We start from the raw sequence: 17,225 nt of genomic DNA, 5'->3' as shown, positions 1-17,225 counted from the left end.
GGGTATTAGCCTCCCAGCTTACTTTTGTCGCGCACAGCACCTTTGTCGGCGCTGGTTGCCAGCAGAGCATAAGCGCGCAGTGCATAAGAAACCTGACGTTCGCGGGCTTTAGGCGACCAGGCAGCATCGCCACGGGCTTCTTCAGTTTCACGACGAGCGGTCAGCTCAGATTCGCTCACATCCAACACAATGCCACGGTTCGGGATATCGATATCAATGAAATCGCCATCCTGCACCAGACCAATCAGGCCACCACTGGCCGCTTCTGGTGAAACATGACCAATCGACAAACCAGACGTCCCGCCGGAGAAACGGCCATCAGTCAGCAAAGCACAGCTCTTGCCTAATCCCATGGATTTCAAATAAGTGGTCGGATAGAGCATTTCCTGCATCCCCGGCCCACCTTTTGGCCCTTCGTAACGGATAACGACCACGTCACCCGCCACAACTTTACCGCCGAGAATCGCTGCTACCGCATCATCCTGACTCTCATACACTTTTGCCGGGCCACGGAAGGTCAGGCTCTCTTTATCCACACCGGCGGTTTTAACAATACAACCGTTCGCGGCGATATTGCCGTACAGCACAGCTAAACCGCCGTCTTGGCTGTAAGCATGTTCGCGAGTACGGATACAACCCTCTTCGCGGTCAGTATCCAGTGATGGGAAGCGGCAATCCTGCGAGAAGGCTTTAGTGGTACGAATACCCGCCGGGCCCGCGGCGTACATCTGCTTGACCCCTTCGTCACCGGTAAGCATCACGTCATAGGTTTCCAGCGTATCGGTCAGATTCAGCCCCAACACATTACGCACCTCGCGGTTAAGCAAGCCAGCCCTGTCCAGTTCGCCTAAAATACCCATAACCCCACCTGCACGGTGCACGTCTTCCATATGGTATTTCTGCGTGCTCGGCGCGACTTTACACAAATGAGGCACCTGACGAGATAAACGGTCGATATCACTAATATCGAAATCAACCTCCCCTTCCTGTGCTGCGGCCAGTAAGTGCAGCACGGTGTTGGTCGAGCCGCCCATCGCGATATCCAGCGTCATAGCGTTTTCAAATGCGGCTTTGTTCGCGATGCTGCGCGGCAAGGCACTAACATCATCCTGTTCGTAATAACGTTTAGTCAGCTCAACAATGTGCTTACCAGCATCGAGGAACAGTTGTTTACGGTCAGCATGGGTCGCCAACAGTGAACCGTTACCCGGCAGCGCCAGACCCAGCGCCTCATTTAAGCAGTTCATCGAGTTGGCAGTAAACATCCCCGAGCAGGAACCACAGGTCGGGCAGGCAGAGCGTTCAATCTGCTCACTGTCGGCATCACTGACATTCGGGTTTGCGCCCTGGATCATGGCATCCACCAGATCCAGTTTGATGATTTTATCGGACAGCTTGGTTTTACCCGCTTCCATCGGGCCGCCGGACACAAAGATCACCGGAATATTCAAACGCAGAGACGCCATCAGCATCCCTGGGGTAATTTTGTCGCAGTTAGAGATACACACCATGGCGTCCGCGCAATGAGCGTTAACCATGTATTCTACGGAGTCGGCAATCAATTCACGTGAAGGCAGTGAATAGAGCATGCCGCCGTGGCCCATCGCGATCCCATCATCCACCGCAATAGTGTTGAACTCTTTAGCCACGCCGCCAGACGCTTCAATTTGCTCCGCTACCAGCTTGCCTAAGTCGCGCAAATGAACGTGGCCCGGTACAAACTGGGTAAATGAGTTAACCACTGCAATAATCGGTTTGCCGAAGTCATCATCGGTCATACCGGTAGCGCGCCACAGTGCACGAGCGCCGGCCATATTGCGGCCATGAGTGGTGGTATGGGAACGGTACTTAGGCATTGTCTCTTCACTCCAATGTATTCTGTGTTGCAGGTGGCGAACGAACCACCTGCTGATTCTGTCTGTCAGTTTTTATTGATTATTGATTGATTGGATCCAGCCAACCGTACTTATCTTCAGTTTCACCGGTGAACAGGCCAAAGAATGCTTGTTGGATCTTGGTGGTAACCGGGCCACGTTTACCAATACCGACTTGAATACCATCCACGCTGCGTACCGGGGTAATTTCTGCCGCAGTACCGGACATAAAGACTTCATCCGCCAAATAGAGAGATTCACGTGACAACACTTGCTCACGCACTTCCAGACCCATATCTTTCGCCAGTTTGATAATCGCATCACGGGTGATACCCGGCAGGGCTGAAGAGGTAAACGGCGGCGTGAACAGGATGCCATCTTTTACTTCAAATAGGTTTTCACCCGCACCTTCAGACAAGAAGCCATGAATATCCAGCGCAATCCCTTCCTGATAGCCGTGACGGCGTGCTTCGCTGCCCACCAACAAGGAGGACAGGTAGTTACCACCGGCTTTTGCCGCAGTTGGAATGGTATTTGGTGCCACACGGTTCCATGAGGACACCATGGCATCAATGCCTTGCTCCAACGCTTCCGCACCCAGATAAGCACCCCATGGGAACGCGGCGATTATCACATCTGTTTTATAGCCATCTGGCGGGTTCACACCCATACCGACATCACCAATAAACACTAACGGGCGGATATACGCGCTGGTCAGATTGTTTTTACGCAATGTCGCACGGCAGGCTTCCATCAGCTCATCAACCGACTGGGAAACCGGCATACGATAAATTTTAGCTGAGTCATGTAAACGCTGCATATGTTCGCGGTGACGGAAAACTACCGGCCCTTTGTGGGAGTCGTAGCAACGGACACCTTCGAAGACTGACGTGCCGTAGTGTAACGCGTGAGACATCACGTGAACTTTAGCCTCTGCCCACGGAACCATGTCACCGTTAAACCAAATAAAATCAGCTTTCTTCGTCATTCTTTTCTTTCCTTGTGGCGCATCAGGCGCGTATCTGTAATGTATTAGGTTGTAGGATCTCGACGCAGGCGACATCCATAAGCTTACTTAACTGAGAAGACAGTAAATCGACAGGTCGCCCGCTGGCAACGGTCAATTCAATATTAATATTCTCAGCATTAATCATTGGCGACATATTCATAGCACAAACCTGGAAGCCACGGTGCCGCACAACCCGCAATACACGCTCTAACATTTCAGGGCGGAAGCGGGCTTGGATAGAGATTTGATGTTGGATAGAGGATTGATGGTGCATCATGAGATTTTCTCCAGCATGGTTTCATTACCTGCGCCTGGCGGCACTAACGGCCAAACGTTTTCGAGTTCGTCGATGGAAACCTGGAGCAGATAAGGGCCTTCGCTGTTAAACAGCGCATCCAGAGCGGCGTCGACTTGGTCTTTGCGGGTGATACGTTGGCCGGGGATATTAAACGCACTGGCCAGTGTGATGAAATCGGGGTTATCAGAAAGATTGGTTTCGCTATAACGTCCATCAAAAAACAGTTGCTGCCACTGTCGAACCATACCCAATCGCTGGTTATCTAATAATACGATTTTCAGCGGTAACTGTTTTCGTTTTATCGTGCCCAACTCCTGAACATTCATCATAAACGAACCGTCACCGGAGATACAGATAACCATGTCATCAGGACGGGCCATTTGTGCGCCAACCGCGGCCGGCACACCAAAACCCATCGTGCCCAAACCGCTGGATGTGATGAAATTCTCAGGTCGGGTAAAGTTCATATGCTGCGCCGTCCACATCTGGTGCTGGCCCACATCGGTAGTCACTACCGCTTGTGGTGCTTTGCGTTCAGATATCTGCTTCAGTAACAACGGAGCATAAATTGCCTGGCCAGGGTGATCGTAGCGCCAGCTATGCTGGTGTTTCAATGCCATGACCTCATCACGCCACGGCTGGATATCCAACGGTTGCTGTAATGCGGGCAGCAATACTTTCAAATCGCCCTGCAACGCGACATGCGCCTGACGCAATTTACCCAATTCAGCCGGGTCGATATCCATATGGATAACTTTTGCTTTTGCGGCGAATGTATTCAGCTTGCCGGTGACTCGGTCATCAAACCGCGCGCCAACTGCTATCAATAAATCGCAATCCTGCACCGCAAAGTTTGCGGCTTTAGTGCCATGCATCCCCAGCATACCCAGATAACACGGGTGATTAGTATCCGGTGCGCCTAAACCCTTCAGAGTGGCAACCGCAGGAATACCCGTTACCTCGATAAAAGCACGTAAAGCAGGAACGGCCTGTGCCATGCCAACCCCGCCACCGACATACAACATCGGTTTTTGCGCGGTTGCCAGCATATCCCAGGCTTGTTGTAACTCGGCAGCAGAATCAACAAGATGCTCTTCAACTGGCATCAGGTGCGGGGTTAAATCACCCACAGCTAACTGAATATCCTTCGGAATATCGATTAAAACCGGTCCAGGACGGCCACTGGTAGCAATGGCAAACGCCTCCGCCATGATACCAGGCAACGCCTCTAATGATTCAACCAGAAAACTGTGTTTGGTACAGGCAAGTGACAAACCCAATACGTCAATCTCCTGAAAAGCATCAGTACCGATTAAAGCAGACCCCACCTGACCGGTGATAGCAATGACCGGCACTGAATCCAGCAATGCATCAGCCAAACCGGTGATCAGATTAGTGGCTCCAGGTCCAGAAGTGGCAATACACACCCCGACTTTACCGGTTGCACGGGCATAGCCAATGGCAGCAATCGCAGCACCTTGCTCATGGCGGCAGAGCAAATGCTCGACACCACCATCATACAAAGCATCGTAGACAGGCATTATTGCTCCACCCGGATAGCCGAATACCGTATCAACACCCTGCGCACGCAACGCTTGAACCACCCACTGAGCACCATTCATAGTTATTTCCCCGACCTTTCGCGGGAGGCACAGGATTTTATTCTGTTGTGCATTTTATGTTCCTCGCGTCTTTAACGTACCAATAAAAAAACCCCCGGACCTTTCGGTGCGGGGGTTCTCTTGAGATTAAGGCTTGATTTTTATGCCTTTATTCGTCCAAGTGCAGCCCCGCACGGTGGGATAATAATCACCACCACGCTAATTAGGACTAGGTTAATCACTTGGACAATCGCTTTCATAATTAGGTTGTTCATCTGTCAGTGTCGAACGAATACCTACAGAGTTATCACAGTTATTGGTTATCTGACAATATTTATTTAAATTATTATTCTGTGAGCCGCTACACGATATGACACAAATATATTATTTATCAATTAGTAATACTCATATCAGTAGTTTGGCCATTTTTTGCGTACCGTATCGCAATTTTTAATTTTGATACTTCCCTTGCAGCGAAATTTCTCGCGAGCGTTCGCAAATCAATTCTTTTTCGCTGTACTCAAAAAAGACCTAGGGCACACTGCTGCGGCTACCTCATATCTCAGCCCGGTCGATTAATAAAAGTCCCGGTAGCCCTAAGGACACATCACGGCAAAGGAAAGCAGCATGTCACTGGCAACCATTCATACCCGCGCCACATTAGGCATTCAGGCCCCACCGGTTACAGTAGAAGTTCATATCAGCAATGGGCTCCCCGGATTGATTTTGGTTGGATTACCGGAAACCACCGTAAAAGAGGCTCGAGATAGGGTTCGGAGCGCATTAATCAACAGTGGATTCACCTTTCCGGCGAAACGTATCACTGTTAGTTTGGCACCGGCAGACTTGCCGAAAGAGGGTGGCCGCTATGATCTCCCTATCGCTTTAGCAATACTGGCAGCGTCAGAACAGATTCCTGCGGATAAATTAACCCACTATGAGTTCTTGGGTGAGTTAGCCCTATCAGGTGCGCTAAGGCGGGTTAGCGGCGCAATTCCGGCAGCACTCGCCAGTAGCCAAGTTCAGCGGCAATTAATTCTTCCGGTCGCGAATAATCTTGAGATAGGTCTTATTCCACAAGGTAACAGCCGGGTTGCCGATCACTTGTTAGCCGTGTGCGGTTTTTTACAGGGTGAAAATACCCTTGATCAGGGCCAGCTAGTTGAATCTACACCAGAGTGGGATAGCAGCCTCGACCTGCAAGATATCATTGGGCAGTCACAGGCTAAGCGAGCCTTAGAAATTGCTGCGGCGGGGGGCCATAACCTGCTATTACTCGGGCCACCAGGAACGGGCAAAACGATGCTGGCAAATCGGTTAACTGGATTATTGCCGCCGCTGACGGATCAAGAGGCATTAGAGGCCGCGGCCATTAACGGTCTACTGCACAGTAACGTGCTACCCGCCCAATGGCGTTGCCGGGCTTTTCGCGCCCCCCACCATAGCGCCTCAATGGCGGCACTGATTGGCGGTGGTTCTATTCCACGCCCCGGTGAAATCTCATTGGCGCACAATGGTGTACTCTTCCTGGATGAATTACCTGAATTTGAACGTCGGGTGCTGGATTCACTGCGCGAGCCACTGGAATCAGGCGAAATTATCATTTCTCGTGCAGCGGCTAAAGTGTGCTTTCCTGCCAAAGTGCAACTGATTGCCGCAATGAACCCCAGCCCCAGCGGCCATTATCAGGGTGTCCATAACCGTACACCGCCACAACAGATTCTGCGCTATCTGGCAAAATTGTCGGGGCCGTTTCTGGACAGGTTTGATTTGTCGATAGAGGTGCCATTGCTGCCATCAGGTATGCTGGGGGCTCAGAAACATCAAGGGGAAAGCAGTGAAACGGTCAGGCTACGAGTATTGCAGGCAAGGCAGAGGCAATTGGATCGAGCAGGGAAGATAAATTCTCAGCTTAATAGCCAAGAAATTGCCGAATATTGCTCCCTCACTCCTGAGAATGCGGCCTTTCTGGAGCAAGTTCTGCTGACGCTGGGTTTGTCGGTACGCGCCTGGCACCATATTTTAAAAGTAGCGCGGAGCATTGCCGATCTCGCTCAGGAGAATTACATCCAAAGAAATCATCTTTCGGAAGCACTGAGCTATCGTTGTATGGACCGGCTGCTGTTGCAGTTACACAAGAGCCTGATGTAAATAGGGGAGAAAAAAATCCACTATTATCAAACACCTCTCTGATATCCAAAGTCATTGGAATCGCAGGTAGGCAGCAAGCAAACGCATCCCGATGAGCTTACTCAAGTAAGTGATTCAGGTAAGAGCGCGCCGCTAACACCCCTGTGGTTCCACTAACGAAGAGTATTATCCAAAGTCATTGGAATCGCAGGTAGGCTGCAAGCAAACGCATCCCGATGAGCTTACTCAAGTAAGTGATTCGGGTAAGAGCGCGCCGCGAACACCCCTGCGATTTCAAGGACGAAGGATAAGAGGGGATTAATCGTCGCTATCGGTATAATCTTCCACCGCATCCATCTGCGGCTTGCCGCCTGATAGAGTATGGAATCGTTTAGGACGACGAGTTCGGGTCACATATTTGGACCAGACTTTCTCCTCGGCACTGACGGGCTCACGTTCGCCGCGACAAACAGCAACAAACAACTGTTCTTCTTCCGTTACAGGCTGGCGTTTTCCGAGATCGAGTTCGTTGAAGGCGTAGCCATGGCGCTCTAGTAATTGCGCCTCTTTAATGGTGAAATCGCCGTGGCGCGAGAACCCGCGAGGATAATGCTTATTATCAAAAAAACGATTGGTCGTGATGAAGCTATCCGCCATCTGACACGCTCCTAATTCTCTCATGGTCGTGCTGTTTATGGCGCGGAGTATTAGATAGGCTTGACAGCGTGTAAAACAAAACATTTAAATCTTAACGACAAAAAAAATTGGAGATGGGTTTGGATACCGAATTACTGAAAACCTTTTTGGAGGTCAGTAGGACTCGCCACTTTGGTCGCGCTGCTGAATCTTTGTACTTAACACAGTCGGCGGTAAGTTTTCGTATCCGTCAGTTGGAAAATCAATTAGGTGCAAATTTATTCACTCGTCATCGCAATAATATTCGTCTGACACCTGCGGGAGAACGTTTGGTGCCTTACGCAGAAACACTGATGAGTACCTGGCAACTAGCCAAAAAAGAGGTTGCTCACTCACTACAGCATACCGAGTTGTCCATTGGTGCAACCGCCTCACTGTGGGAGGCATACCTCACTCCGTGGTTGCAACAATTATATAAACAACGAGAGGCATTGCGCCTTGAGGCGCGGATTGCACTGCGGCACTCGCTGGTGAAACAGTTGCACGAGCGGCAACTGGATTTATTGATAACGACCGAACCGCCTAAAATGGATGAACTGGCAAGCCAACTGTTAGGGCATTTTTCGCTGCGACTATTTTCTTTTGAGCCGATTGATTTATCGAAAGAAACTGAGCCAGACGCCGAGCATAAAAATGCAAATGAGGCACCTTACATCAAGCTTGAGTGGGGAGCTGATTTTCATCAGCAAGAGAATAGATTGCTGGAGAGCGAGCAAATGCCGGTATTAACGACCACATCAGCACATTTGACCCGGCAGCTATTGGAAACCACCGGTGGCTGTGCTTTCCTGCCCGAACACTGGCAAAAAGAATACCCTCAATTGGCCATGAACGCTGATATGCCAGCTATTATGCGGCCACTGTATGCTGTTTGGTTGCAAAACAGTGACCAGCAAACATTGATTCGACAACTGTTAAAAACACCGATGAATAACGCAGCTCAGAGCGCTATACGGGATTAAGTGGCGGCGACTGAGGGCGAGCACGCCGGTTCAGATAAAAAGCACTCATCGCCTTCTGAATCGCAATAAAGCTAAATAATAATATTCCGATGACAATTTTGGTCCACCATGAGCTAAGTGTGCCATCGAATGTGATATAGCTCTGAATCAACCCCTGAATCAAGACGCCAAACAGCGTGCCGAAAACTGTCCCGATACCACCGGTAAGTAATGTGCCACCGATAACGACTGCGGCAATGGCATCTAGCTCAACACCACTGGCTGCTAATGCATAGCCAGCAGAGGTATAGAGTGAGAAAACGATTCCCGATAGCGCGGCTAACGTGCTCGATAACATATAAATTTTAATTGTCGTTTGCCTGACAGGAACACCCATCAGTCCAGCAGAAACGCTATTACCGCCAATGGCATAAACATTATGGCCAAAGCGGGTTCGATGAGCCAACAGAATGCCAAATGCCACAACCATTAGCATGATGAAGGCTAATAATGTGAATCGCCCGCCACCAGGAACTTTCCAGGCATAATTCGCCAGCGTGGCATAAAGTGGGTGATCAATAGGTATCGACTCTTCAGAGACGATAAAACTCATACCACGAACGAAGAACATCCCAGCCAGAGTAATAATAAACGCAGGGAGTTTCAGAGAATCAATAATCCATCCCATCAATGCACCAAACATCGCCCCCATAACTAAGACAATGGCAAAAGCATACATTGGGTGAATACCATAAGTTCCGATTAACTTAGCCAATAACACGCCAGTAAATGCAATTACCGACCCAACCGATAAATCGATGCCGCCCGATAGAATAACGAAAGTCATCCCTACGGCGACGATGCCCAGAAAAGCATTATCAGTCAGTAAATCACACCACACTCGGGTGGAGGAGAAACTGGGGAACTGACTGAGACAAAAAGCGTATCCCAGAATAAAAACGGCGATAGTAATCAGCAAAGGAATATTGCGCTTTAACATTATTTTCGCCTCGTGAAGATATGGCTAAATGAGATCATCGGTGACTGCACAATCAAGACGGCTAATACCACAATAGCTTTAAGGACTAGGTTAAATTCTGGCTGATAACCTGAAAGTAAGATCCCTGTATTCATCCCTTGAATAATCAAAGCGCCAATAACCGAAAGCAAAAGATTAAACCGCCCTCCCATTAAAGATGCACCACCAATGACTACCGCCAGAATTGCATCCAGCTCCAGCCATAAACCAGCATTGTTAGCATCGGCACCACGAATATCTGCCGTCACAATAATGCCAGCGACCGCTGCACAGATACCACAAATCACATACACGGCAATCAGCACCAAGCGAGTACTCACTCCCGCATTACGTGCTGATCGTAAGTTGATACCAACGGACTCAATGAATAGACCCAGTGCTGTTTTTCGGGTCAATAACCACACTATAATCAACATACTAAATGCGATGACTACTGACATCGGCAAATACATCAGCGTGCTGCTACCCAACTTCGCCAAGCCACCCGTATCAAATGTAACAATCTGCCCCTCAGTAATAAGCTGGGCTATCCCCCGTCCTGCCACCATTAACATTAAGGTGGCCACAATCGGTTGGATTTGTAATACCGCCACTAAGAAACCGTTCCATAAACCACATAACGCGCCAACCGCAAGGGCGGCGACTAATACCGTGGGTAAAGGATATCCAGCACTGGTCAGTGTGGCTGCAGTTGCACCGGCTATTGCCATTACCGCACCAACCGACAAATCAATGCCGCCAGTAGCAATGACCAGTGTCATACCTAATGCCAGTAAAGCAACGGGAGCACCGCGATTTAGAATATCGATGACACTGCCAAACAACCGTCCATCCTGAATATGGATCGAGAAAAAGTTCGGGGCGACTAAACTATCAATCAATAAAATGACCGCCAGAGCACCAAATTGAGTGGCACCTTTCGGCAAGACCCATTTAACTTTGCGCGGTCGTTGCGGCATTGACAGGCTCCTATTAACCATGAAGTAACTCCTTATTGCACCGCTATCGCCTGCATGATGGCAGGAACGGAAATCTCATCGTGACCGAGTTGTGCAATATGTCGACGGTCACGCAGAACAATGACGCGATCGGCATAACCTGCCAATTCCTCTAATTCGGAAGAGATAATTAACAGTGCCAGCCCTTCATCACATAGTTTCTCAATCAGCCGAATAATTTCAGCATGCGCCCCCACGTCAATACCGCGCGTTGGTTCATCTAAAATCAAAAATCGAGGTTTTGTGGCAAGCCAGCGCGCTAATAAAACTTTTTGCTGGTTTCCACCGGAGAGATACTGAATTTGTTGCTCAGGGCCAGGAGTACGAATACCAAGCTGCTGAATGAATTGCTCAGCAATTTGCGTTTGTTCCCGCATTGAAAGTGGCCTTAGCCATCCGCGCTGGGCCTGTAAGGCCAGAATAATATTCTCCCGAACTGTTGCAGCACCGACGATGCCATCAGTTTTACGATCTTCTGGGCAATAGCCAAAACCGAATTTTGATGCCGTGCGTGGTGTTCGGATCTTAACGGGCTTGCCTTGTATTTTGGCCTCCCCAGTATCCGGTGTCGTAACACCAAAAATTAATTGCGCAGTCTCGGTGCGCCCAGACCCCAATAGCCCAGCAAGTCCGACAATTTCACCAGGAGAAACAGCCAAATCGAAGTTTTCCACCACACCCCGCCGACCATAGTTTTTAAACTCAACCAGTGGGTTGCTTGCCACAATATTATGTTCACCACGTTTGAGTAATTGCTCATCAAAGCTATGACCCAACATCATCTGAACCAATTCGATACGGGGAAGTTCTGCGGTTGTTTTAGTGCCAACAAGTTTGCCATTGCGTAAGACAGTAATACGATCACTGATCCGATAAACCTGATCGAGGAAATGCGTCACGAATACCATACCGATACCCTGATCTCGTAACTGACGCAAAATATCCAGCAACATACTGACTTCTTTAGCATCTAAACTTGCCGTTGGCTCATCCAGAATAAGTACTTTTGCTGATAGATCGACCGCACGAGCAATGGCGACAATCTGTTGTATTGCAATAGAAAAGTTAGCTAACGGTTGCTGCACATCTAATGTAAGACCATAGCCCGTTAGCAGCTTTTCTGCCTGTAGATTCATTGTGCGATGGTCAATTAGCCCCCAACGTAATGGCTCACGGCCAATGAATAGATTTGCCGCAACAGATATATTGGGCAGCAAGTTGACCTCTTGATAAACAGTGCCAATCCCCAGTTTCTGGGCATCCGCAGTATCAAGGGGACAAATGGCCTTACCATCTAAATAAACTTCACCGGCGGCCCGCTTATAGACCCCAGTTAATGCTTTGATTAAAGTCGACTTTCCTGCACCATTTTCCCCTAACAATGCGACAACTTCACCGCGAAGCAGAGAAAAATCGACAGAGTCCAATGCCTTAACACCAGGAAATTCAACTGACAAGCCACGGACTTCTAGCAGTGTTTCCATCAGATGTACCCACGTTCAAAAACGACTCAGATATTGCCCAAATACAGGTGACGAAAGCAGGCGGGGCAAGCCCCGCCATTTGAATCAATAACCAAGGCTCTTCTTAGATTCGTATTCCTGTTTAGCCGTATCAGGCTGTAACAGACGAGATTCTGTCTGGATAAACTTAGGCGGTTGGGTGCCATCTTTCTTCAGCGCAATTAATGCATCGAAAGCAGGGCCTGCCATATTCGGTGTCAACTCAACAGTAGCATTAGCCTCTCCGCTACTCATCGCTTTAAAAATATCAGGAACGCCATCGATGGATACAATTTTGATCTCTGAACCTGGTTTCAACCCGGCTTCTTTAATGGCTTGAATGGCACCTATCGCCATATCATCGTTATGTGCATAGACAGCACAGATGTTCTTACCGTTTTGCTCCGCTTTAATGAAACTCTCCATTACTTCTTTGCCTTTACTCCGTGTGAAATCCCCGGACTGAGAGCGAATTATTTTTACGTTAGGTGCCGACGCTATCCCGTCAGCAAAACCTTTCTTACGGTTAATAGCCACACTCGAGCCAACAGTGCCTTGTAGTTCAACAACATTACAAGGTTTACCTGCCACATCTTTCAGTAGCCACTCACCAGCGACTTTACCTTCATATACACTGTCTGAAGCCACTGCGGCGGTGTACAGGGAGGGGTCATTCACCTCTATCATTCGGTCAAGCAGGAATACCGGGATTTTAGCTTCTTTCGCTTCCTGCAAAACCGGTGTCCAACCCGTTGCAACCACAGGAGCAATAAAAATGGCATCAACACCCTGAGCAATAAACGATCTAACAGCCTTGATTTGGTTCTCTTGTTTTTGTTGAGCATCCGCGATTTTTAATGTAATACCGCGCTTTTCAGCCTCTTGTTTAGAAACCTTAGTTTCCGCAGAGCGCCAACCGGACTCTGAACCAATTTGAGAAAAACCCACGACTAGCGGAGCCGCTTGGACTGCACTACACATTGCCGCTGTTACAGCTGCTGCTAACAGTAAACGCCTGTACATATTTCTCTCCTCACTTGTCATCGTCGAGCCGCTGACTCACTACCATTCCGAAGAACAGTTAAGGTAATCATTCAGGTCATTTACTGTCCTGAGCATCGGCCAATTTGCAAATTATGTTGTTCTAAAAGCATATGATGTTTTTTAAGGTGAGCTTCCTGATAGCTAAAATGTTAATTAGTTTTAGTACATTTTGTAAAAGTAATAATGAGCAACGTCACACCACAGAATAACAATCGTTTTGTACATAAATTCAGCTAAATAGGTATGCATTGGGAACGTTACCTTTTAAAACTTTGTCAGGTTTAAAAAAGAACTGTTGTTAATGGCAGAATATTGTTCGAACAAAAAGATCTTTTCGGAATTGGTAAAATGGATGGAAAATATGAGGGAATAGAGGCCAGAACAGAGGTCAAGATAAAAGCAGAACTATGTTAAAGAAGTAGTGTAAGTGTATCGACGTATCATAAATGTACTAATTACGATTTTTGGGCATAAAAAAACCCCTCGCTTTCGCGAAGGGCTATTTATATGGCAGGGGCGGAGAGACTCGAACTCGCGACACCCGGTTTTGGAGACCGGTGCTCTACCAACTGAGCTACGCCCCTAAATTATGCTTAACATTATGCCTGCTAAGATAAGCAGGCATAATTTAAATAAGTGGCGGAACGGACGGGGCTCGAACCCGCGACCCCCTGCGTGACAGGCAGGTATTCTAACCAACTGAACTACCGCTCCACCGATTCTTTTACGCGTATCTTCCCGATACTTACCCTTGACAGGGCCAGCGCTCCGCGCTGTGCAAAACCGCTCTAAGCGATTTTGTCAGTTACCAGATGTCACTCTGGTAACTCGTGTTTGATGCCTGGCAGTGTCCTACTCTAGCATGGGGAGACCCCACACTACCATCGGCGCTACGGCGTTTCACTTCTGAGTTCGGCATGGGATCAGGTGGGACCACCGCGCTATGGCCGCCAGGCAAATTCTGTCTAAACTAACCCGCTATGCAATCCTGCACACAGCCAGCCAGCCCAATCTCGGAACTTCGCTGAAAATTTCTATCTCTCAATCTAAAACACCTTTGGTGTTGTAAGGTTAAGCCTCACGGATCATTAGTACTGGTTAGCTCAATGCATCGCTGCACTTACACACCCAGCCTATCAACGTCATAGTCTTTAACGTTCCTTCAGGGGGCTTAAAGCCCCAGGGAAGACTCATCTCGAGGCAAGTTTCCCGCTTAGATGCTTTCAGCGGTTATCTCTTCCGAATTTAGCTACCGGGCAATGCCATTGGCATGACAACCCGAACACCAGTGATTCGTCCACTCCGGTCCTCTCGTACTAGGAGCAGCCCCTCTCAATCTTCCAACGCCCACGGCAGATAGGGACCGAACTGTCTCACGACGTTCTAAACCCAGCTCGCGTACCACTTTAAATGGCGAACAGCCATACCCTTGGGACCTACTTCAGCCCCAGGATGTGATGAGCCGACATCGAGGTGCCAAACACCGCCGTCGATATGAACTCTTGGGCGGTATCAGCCTGTTATCCCCGGAGTACCTTTTATCCGTTGAGCGATGGCCCTTCCATTCAGAACCACCGGATCACTAAGACCTACTTTCGTACCTGCTCGAGCCGTCACTCTCGCAGTCAAGCTAGCTTATGCCTTTGCACTAACCTCACGATGTCCGACCGTGATTAGCTAACCTTCGTGCTCCTCCGTTACTCTTTGGGAGGAGACCGCCCCAGTCAAACTACCCACCAGACACTGTCCTCACCCCGGATCACGGGGCCGAGTTAGAACATCAAACATTAAAGGGTGGTATTTCAAGGTTGGCTCCATGCAGACTGGCGTCCACACTTCGATGCCTCCCACCTATCCTACACATCAAGGCTCAATGTTCAGTGTCAAGCTATAGTAAAGGTTCACGGGGTCTTTCCGTCTTGCCGCGGGTACACTGCATCTTCACAGCGAGTTCAATTTCACTGAGTCTCGGGTGGAGACAGCCTGGCCATCATTACGCCATTCGTGCAGGTCGGAACTTACCCGACAAGGAATTTCGCTACCTTAGGACCGTTATAGTTACGGCCGCCGTTTACTGGGGCTTCGATCAAGAGCTTCGCCTTGCGGCTGACCCCATCAATTAACCTTCCAGCACCGGGCAGGCGTCACACCGTATACGTCCACTTTCGTGTTTGCACAGTGCTGTGTTTTTATTAAACAGTTGCAGCCAGCTGGTATCTGCGACTGGCTTCGGCGCCGAGAGCAAGTCTCTTTACCTAATGCCAGCGTGCCTTCTCCCGAAGTTACGGCACCATTTTGCCTAGTTCCTTCACCCGAGTTCTCTCAAGCGCCTGAGTATTCTCTACCTGACCACCTGTGTCGGTTTGGGGTACGATTTAATGTTACCTGATGCTTAGAGGCTTTTCCTGGAAGCTTGGCATCAACTACTTCACCACCGTAGTGGCTCGTCATCACACCTCAGCGTTGATAAGCAACCGGATTTACCAAGTCACTCCGCCTACATGCTTAAACCGGGACAACCGTCGCCCGGCTAGCCTAGCCTTCTCCGTCCCCCCTTCGCAGTAACACCAAGTACAGGAATATTAACCTGTTTCCCATCGACTACGCTTTTCAGCCTCGCCTTAGGGGTCGACTCACCCTGCCCCGATTAACGTTGGACAGGAACCCTTGGTCTTCCGGCGTGCGGGTTTTTCACCCGCATTATCGTTACTTATGTCAGCATTCGCACTTCTGATACCTCCAGCAACCCTCACAGGTCACCTTCAACGGCTTACAGAACGCTCCCCTACCCAACAACACCTAAGTGTCGCTGCCGCAGCTTCGGTGCATGGTTTAGCCCCGTTACATCTTCCGCGCAGGCCGACTCGACCAGTGAGCTATTACGCTTTCTTTAAATGATGGCTGCTTCTAAGCCAACATCCTGGCTGTCTATGCCTTCCCACATCGTTTCCCACTTAACCATGACTTTGGGACCTTAGCTGGCGGTCTGGGTTGTTTCCCTCTTCACGACGGACGTTAGCACCCGCCGTGTGTCTCCCGTGATAACATTCTTCGGTATTCGGAGTTTGCATCGGTTTGGTAAGTCGGGATGACCCCCTAGCCGAAACAGTGCTCTACCCCCGAAGATGAGTTCACGAGGCGCTACCTAAATAGCTTTCGGGGAGAACCAGCTATCTCCCGGTTTGATTGGCCTTTCACCCCCAGCCACAAGTCATCCGCTAATTTTTCAACATTAGTCGGTTCGGTCCTCCAGTTAGTGTTACCCAACCTTCAACCTGCCCATGGCTAGATCACCGGGTTTCGGGTCTATACCTTGCAACTAGACGCCCAGTTAAGACTCGGTTTCCCTACGGCTCCCCTATTCGGTTAACCTTGCTACAAAATATAAGTCGCTGACCCATTATACAAAAGGTACGCAGTCACCCAACAAAGTAGGCTCCCACTGCTTGTACGTACACGGTTTCAGGTTCTATTTCACTCCCCTCGCCGGGGTTCTTTTCGCCTTTCCCTCACGGTACTGGTTCACTATCGGTCAGTCAGGAGTATTTAGCCTTGGAGGATGGTCCCCCCATATTCAGACAGGATGTCACGTGTCCCGCCCTACTCATCGAGTTCACAGCAAGTGTGTTTTGGTGTACGGGACTATCACCCTGTACCGTGCGACTTTCCAGACGCTTCCACTAACACACAAACTGATTCAGACTCTGGGCTCTTCCCCGTTCGCTCGCCGCTACTGGGGGAATCTCGGTTGATTTCTTTTCCTCGGGGTACTTAGATGTTTCAGTTCCCCCGGTTCGCCTTGCATGGCTATGTATTCACCATGCAATAGTGCAACGAATTGCACTGGGTTTCCCCATTCGGGTATCGTCGGTTGTAACGCTTCATATCAGCTTACCGACGCTTTTCGCAGATTAGCACGCCCTTCATCGCCTCTGACTGCCTAGGCATCCACCGTGTACGCTTAGTCGCTTAACCTCACAACCCAAAGGTGTTTCTTATGTTCAAGTCGGTTGCGCGTCGTGAATACAGTGTTGTGCGGTACTCGGAATGCTCATGAACATGAAGTTCACTCCGCTTCCTCCGTGCCGTACGC

General features: G+C 49.4%; 12 protein-coding genes, 2 tRNA genes and 2 rRNA genes. 2 read left to right on the top strand and 14 right to left on the bottom strand.

Features of this window, described 5'->3' with window-relative positions; all coding sequences use genetic code 11:
- Nucleotides 1-5: 5 nt before the first annotated feature.
- From ilvD to ilvL, 5 genes are all read right to left on the bottom strand, one after another.
- Entirely contained in the window at nt 6-1,856 is a 1,851-nt protein-coding gene (ilvD, locus tag V2A84_RS20035; protein WP_083161840.1) for a dihydroxy-acid dehydratase, read from the bottom strand.
- A gap of 79 nt (nt 1,857-1,935) precedes the next feature.
- The gene (locus V2A84_RS20030; protein ID WP_083161838.1) at nt 1,936-2,862 is read right to left on the bottom strand and encodes a branched-chain amino acid transaminase; all 927 of its coding nucleotides are present in this window, start codon (nt 2,860-2,862) and stop codon (nt 1,936-1,938) included.
- A gap of 22 nt (nt 2,863-2,884) precedes the next feature.
- Nucleotides 2,885-3,157 (bottom strand): acetolactate synthase 2 small subunit, encoded by a 273-nt coding sequence (ilvM, locus tag V2A84_RS20025; protein ID WP_372560674.1) that lies wholly within the window; start codon nt 3,155-3,157, stop codon nt 2,885-2,887.
- Nucleotides 3,157-4,803, bottom strand: coding sequence for an acetolactate synthase 2 catalytic subunit (gene ilvG, locus V2A84_RS20020; protein WP_083161836.1), 1,647 nt, complete (start codon nt 4,801-4,803; stop codon nt 3,157-3,159). Before ilvG ends, ilvM begins: the two co-directional genes overlap by 1 nt.
- 140 nt (nt 4,804-4,943) lie before the next feature.
- Entirely contained in the window at nt 4,944-5,042 is a 99-nt protein-coding gene (gene ilvL / locus V2A84_RS20015) for an ilv operon leader peptide (protein WP_071817873.1), read from the bottom strand.
- Between the two features lie 367 nt (nt 5,043-5,409).
- Here ilvL and V2A84_RS20010 point away from each other — a divergent pair, with 367 nt between their 5' ends.
- Complete coding sequence (locus tag V2A84_RS20010; protein WP_083161834.1) at nt 5,410-6,933, top strand: YifB family Mg chelatase-like AAA ATPase; 1,524 nt, start codon at nt 5,410-5,412, stop codon at nt 6,931-6,933.
- Nucleotides 6,934-7,230: 297 nt separating this feature from the next.
- On the opposite strand, the gene V2A84_RS20005 is transcribed toward V2A84_RS20010, so the two are convergent.
- Nucleotides 7,231-7,569, bottom strand: a complete 339-nt coding sequence (locus V2A84_RS20005) for a DUF413 domain-containing protein (protein ID WP_005190326.1) — start codon at nt 7,567-7,569, stop codon at nt 7,231-7,233.
- 119 nt (nt 7,570-7,688) lie between these two features.
- Here V2A84_RS20005 and hdfR point away from each other — a divergent pair, with 119 nt between their 5' ends.
- Nucleotides 7,689-8,570, top strand: coding sequence for an HTH-type transcriptional regulator HdfR (gene hdfR, locus V2A84_RS20000; RefSeq protein WP_442848259.1), 882 nt, complete (start codon nt 7,689-7,691; stop codon nt 8,568-8,570).
- Here the strand turns inward: hdfR and yjfF are convergent.
- The 8 genes from yjfF to V2A84_RS19960 all read right to left on the bottom strand — a co-directional run bounded on the left by yjfF (nt 8,557) and on the right by V2A84_RS19960 (nt 17,107).
- The gene (gene yjfF / locus V2A84_RS19995) at nt 8,557-9,549 is read right to left on the bottom strand and encodes a galactofuranose ABC transporter, permease protein YjfF (protein WP_083161832.1); all 993 of its coding nucleotides are present in this window, start codon (nt 9,547-9,549) and stop codon (nt 8,557-8,559) included. The genes hdfR and yjfF overlap by 14 nt on opposite strands.
- A complete protein-coding gene (gene ytfT / locus V2A84_RS19990) occupies nt 9,549-10,568 on the bottom strand; it encodes a galactofuranose ABC transporter, ATP-binding protein YtfT (protein ID WP_083161830.1) in 1,020 nt (339 codons plus the stop codon). Before ytfT ends, yjfF begins: the two co-directional genes overlap by 1 nt.
- Before the next feature lie 11 nt (nt 10,569-10,579).
- Nucleotides 10,580-12,070, bottom strand: a complete 1,491-nt coding sequence (gene ytfR, locus V2A84_RS19985; RefSeq protein WP_083161828.1) for a galactofuranose ABC transporter, ATP-binding protein YtfR — start codon at nt 12,068-12,070, stop codon at nt 10,580-10,582.
- An 84-nt stretch (nt 12,071-12,154) separates the two neighbouring features.
- Complete coding sequence (gene ytfQ, locus V2A84_RS19980; protein WP_005162730.1) at nt 12,155-13,111, bottom strand: galactofuranose ABC transporter, galactofuranose-binding protein YtfQ; 957 nt, start codon at nt 13,109-13,111, stop codon at nt 12,155-12,157.
- Between the two features lie 529 nt (nt 13,112-13,640).
- A tRNA-Trp gene (locus V2A84_RS19975) sits at nt 13,641-13,716 on the bottom strand.
- Between the two features lie 53 nt (nt 13,717-13,769).
- Nucleotides 13,770-13,846, bottom strand: a tRNA-Asp gene (locus tag V2A84_RS19970).
- Between the two features lie 125 nt (nt 13,847-13,971).
- Nucleotides 13,972-14,087 (bottom strand): 5S ribosomal RNA (gene rrf, locus V2A84_RS19965).
- Nucleotides 14,088-14,199: 112 nt separating this feature from the next.
- Nucleotides 14,200-17,107 (bottom strand): 23S ribosomal RNA (locus V2A84_RS19960).
- Nucleotides 17,108-17,225: the final 118 nt, after the last annotated feature.

The organism is Yersinia sp. 2553 StPb PI (genome assembly GCF_052217105.1).
Classification (GTDB): Bacteria; Pseudomonadota; Gammaproteobacteria; order Enterobacterales; family Enterobacteriaceae; genus Yersinia; species Yersinia enterocolitica_E.
This window is presented reverse-complemented; position numbering and strand designations above follow the sequence as displayed.

Coding starts and splice junctions, on each gene's coding strand:
- V2A84_RS20030 (WP_083161838.1), bottom strand. CDS start 2,862: ATGACGAAGAAAGCTGATTTTATTTGGTTTAACGGTGACATGGTTCCG.
- ytfT (WP_083161830.1), bottom strand. CDS start 10,568: ATGGTTAATAGGAGCCTGTCAATGCCGCAACGACCGCGCAAAGTTAAA.
- V2A84_RS20005 (WP_005190326.1), bottom strand. CDS start 7,569: ATGGCGGATAGCTTCATCACGACCAATCGTTTTTTTGATAATAAGCAT.
- ilvL (WP_071817873.1), bottom strand. CDS start 5,042: ATGAAAGCGATTGTCCAAGTGATTAACCTAGTCCTAATTAGCGTGGTG.
- yjfF (WP_083161832.1), bottom strand. CDS start 9,549: ATGTTAAAGCGCAATATTCCTTTGCTGATTACTATCGCCGTTTTTATT.
- ilvD (WP_083161840.1), bottom strand. CDS start 1,856: ATGCCTAAGTACCGTTCCCATACCACCACTCATGGCCGCAATATGGCC.
- ytfR (WP_083161828.1), bottom strand. CDS start 12,070: ATGGAAACACTGCTAGAAGTCCGTGGCTTGTCAGTTGAATTTCCTGGT.
- ilvG (WP_083161836.1), bottom strand. CDS start 4,803: ATGAATGGTGCTCAGTGGGTGGTTCAAGCGTTGCGTGCGCAGGGTGTT.
- V2A84_RS20010 (WP_083161834.1), top strand. CDS start 5,410: ATGTCACTGGCAACCATTCATACCCGCGCCACATTAGGCATTCAGGCC.
- ilvM (WP_372560674.1), bottom strand. CDS start 3,157: ATGCACCATCAATCCTCTATCCAACATCAAATCTCTATCCAAGCCCGC.
- ytfQ (WP_005162730.1), bottom strand. CDS start 13,111: ATGTACAGGCGTTTACTGTTAGCAGCAGCTGTAACAGCGGCAATGTGT.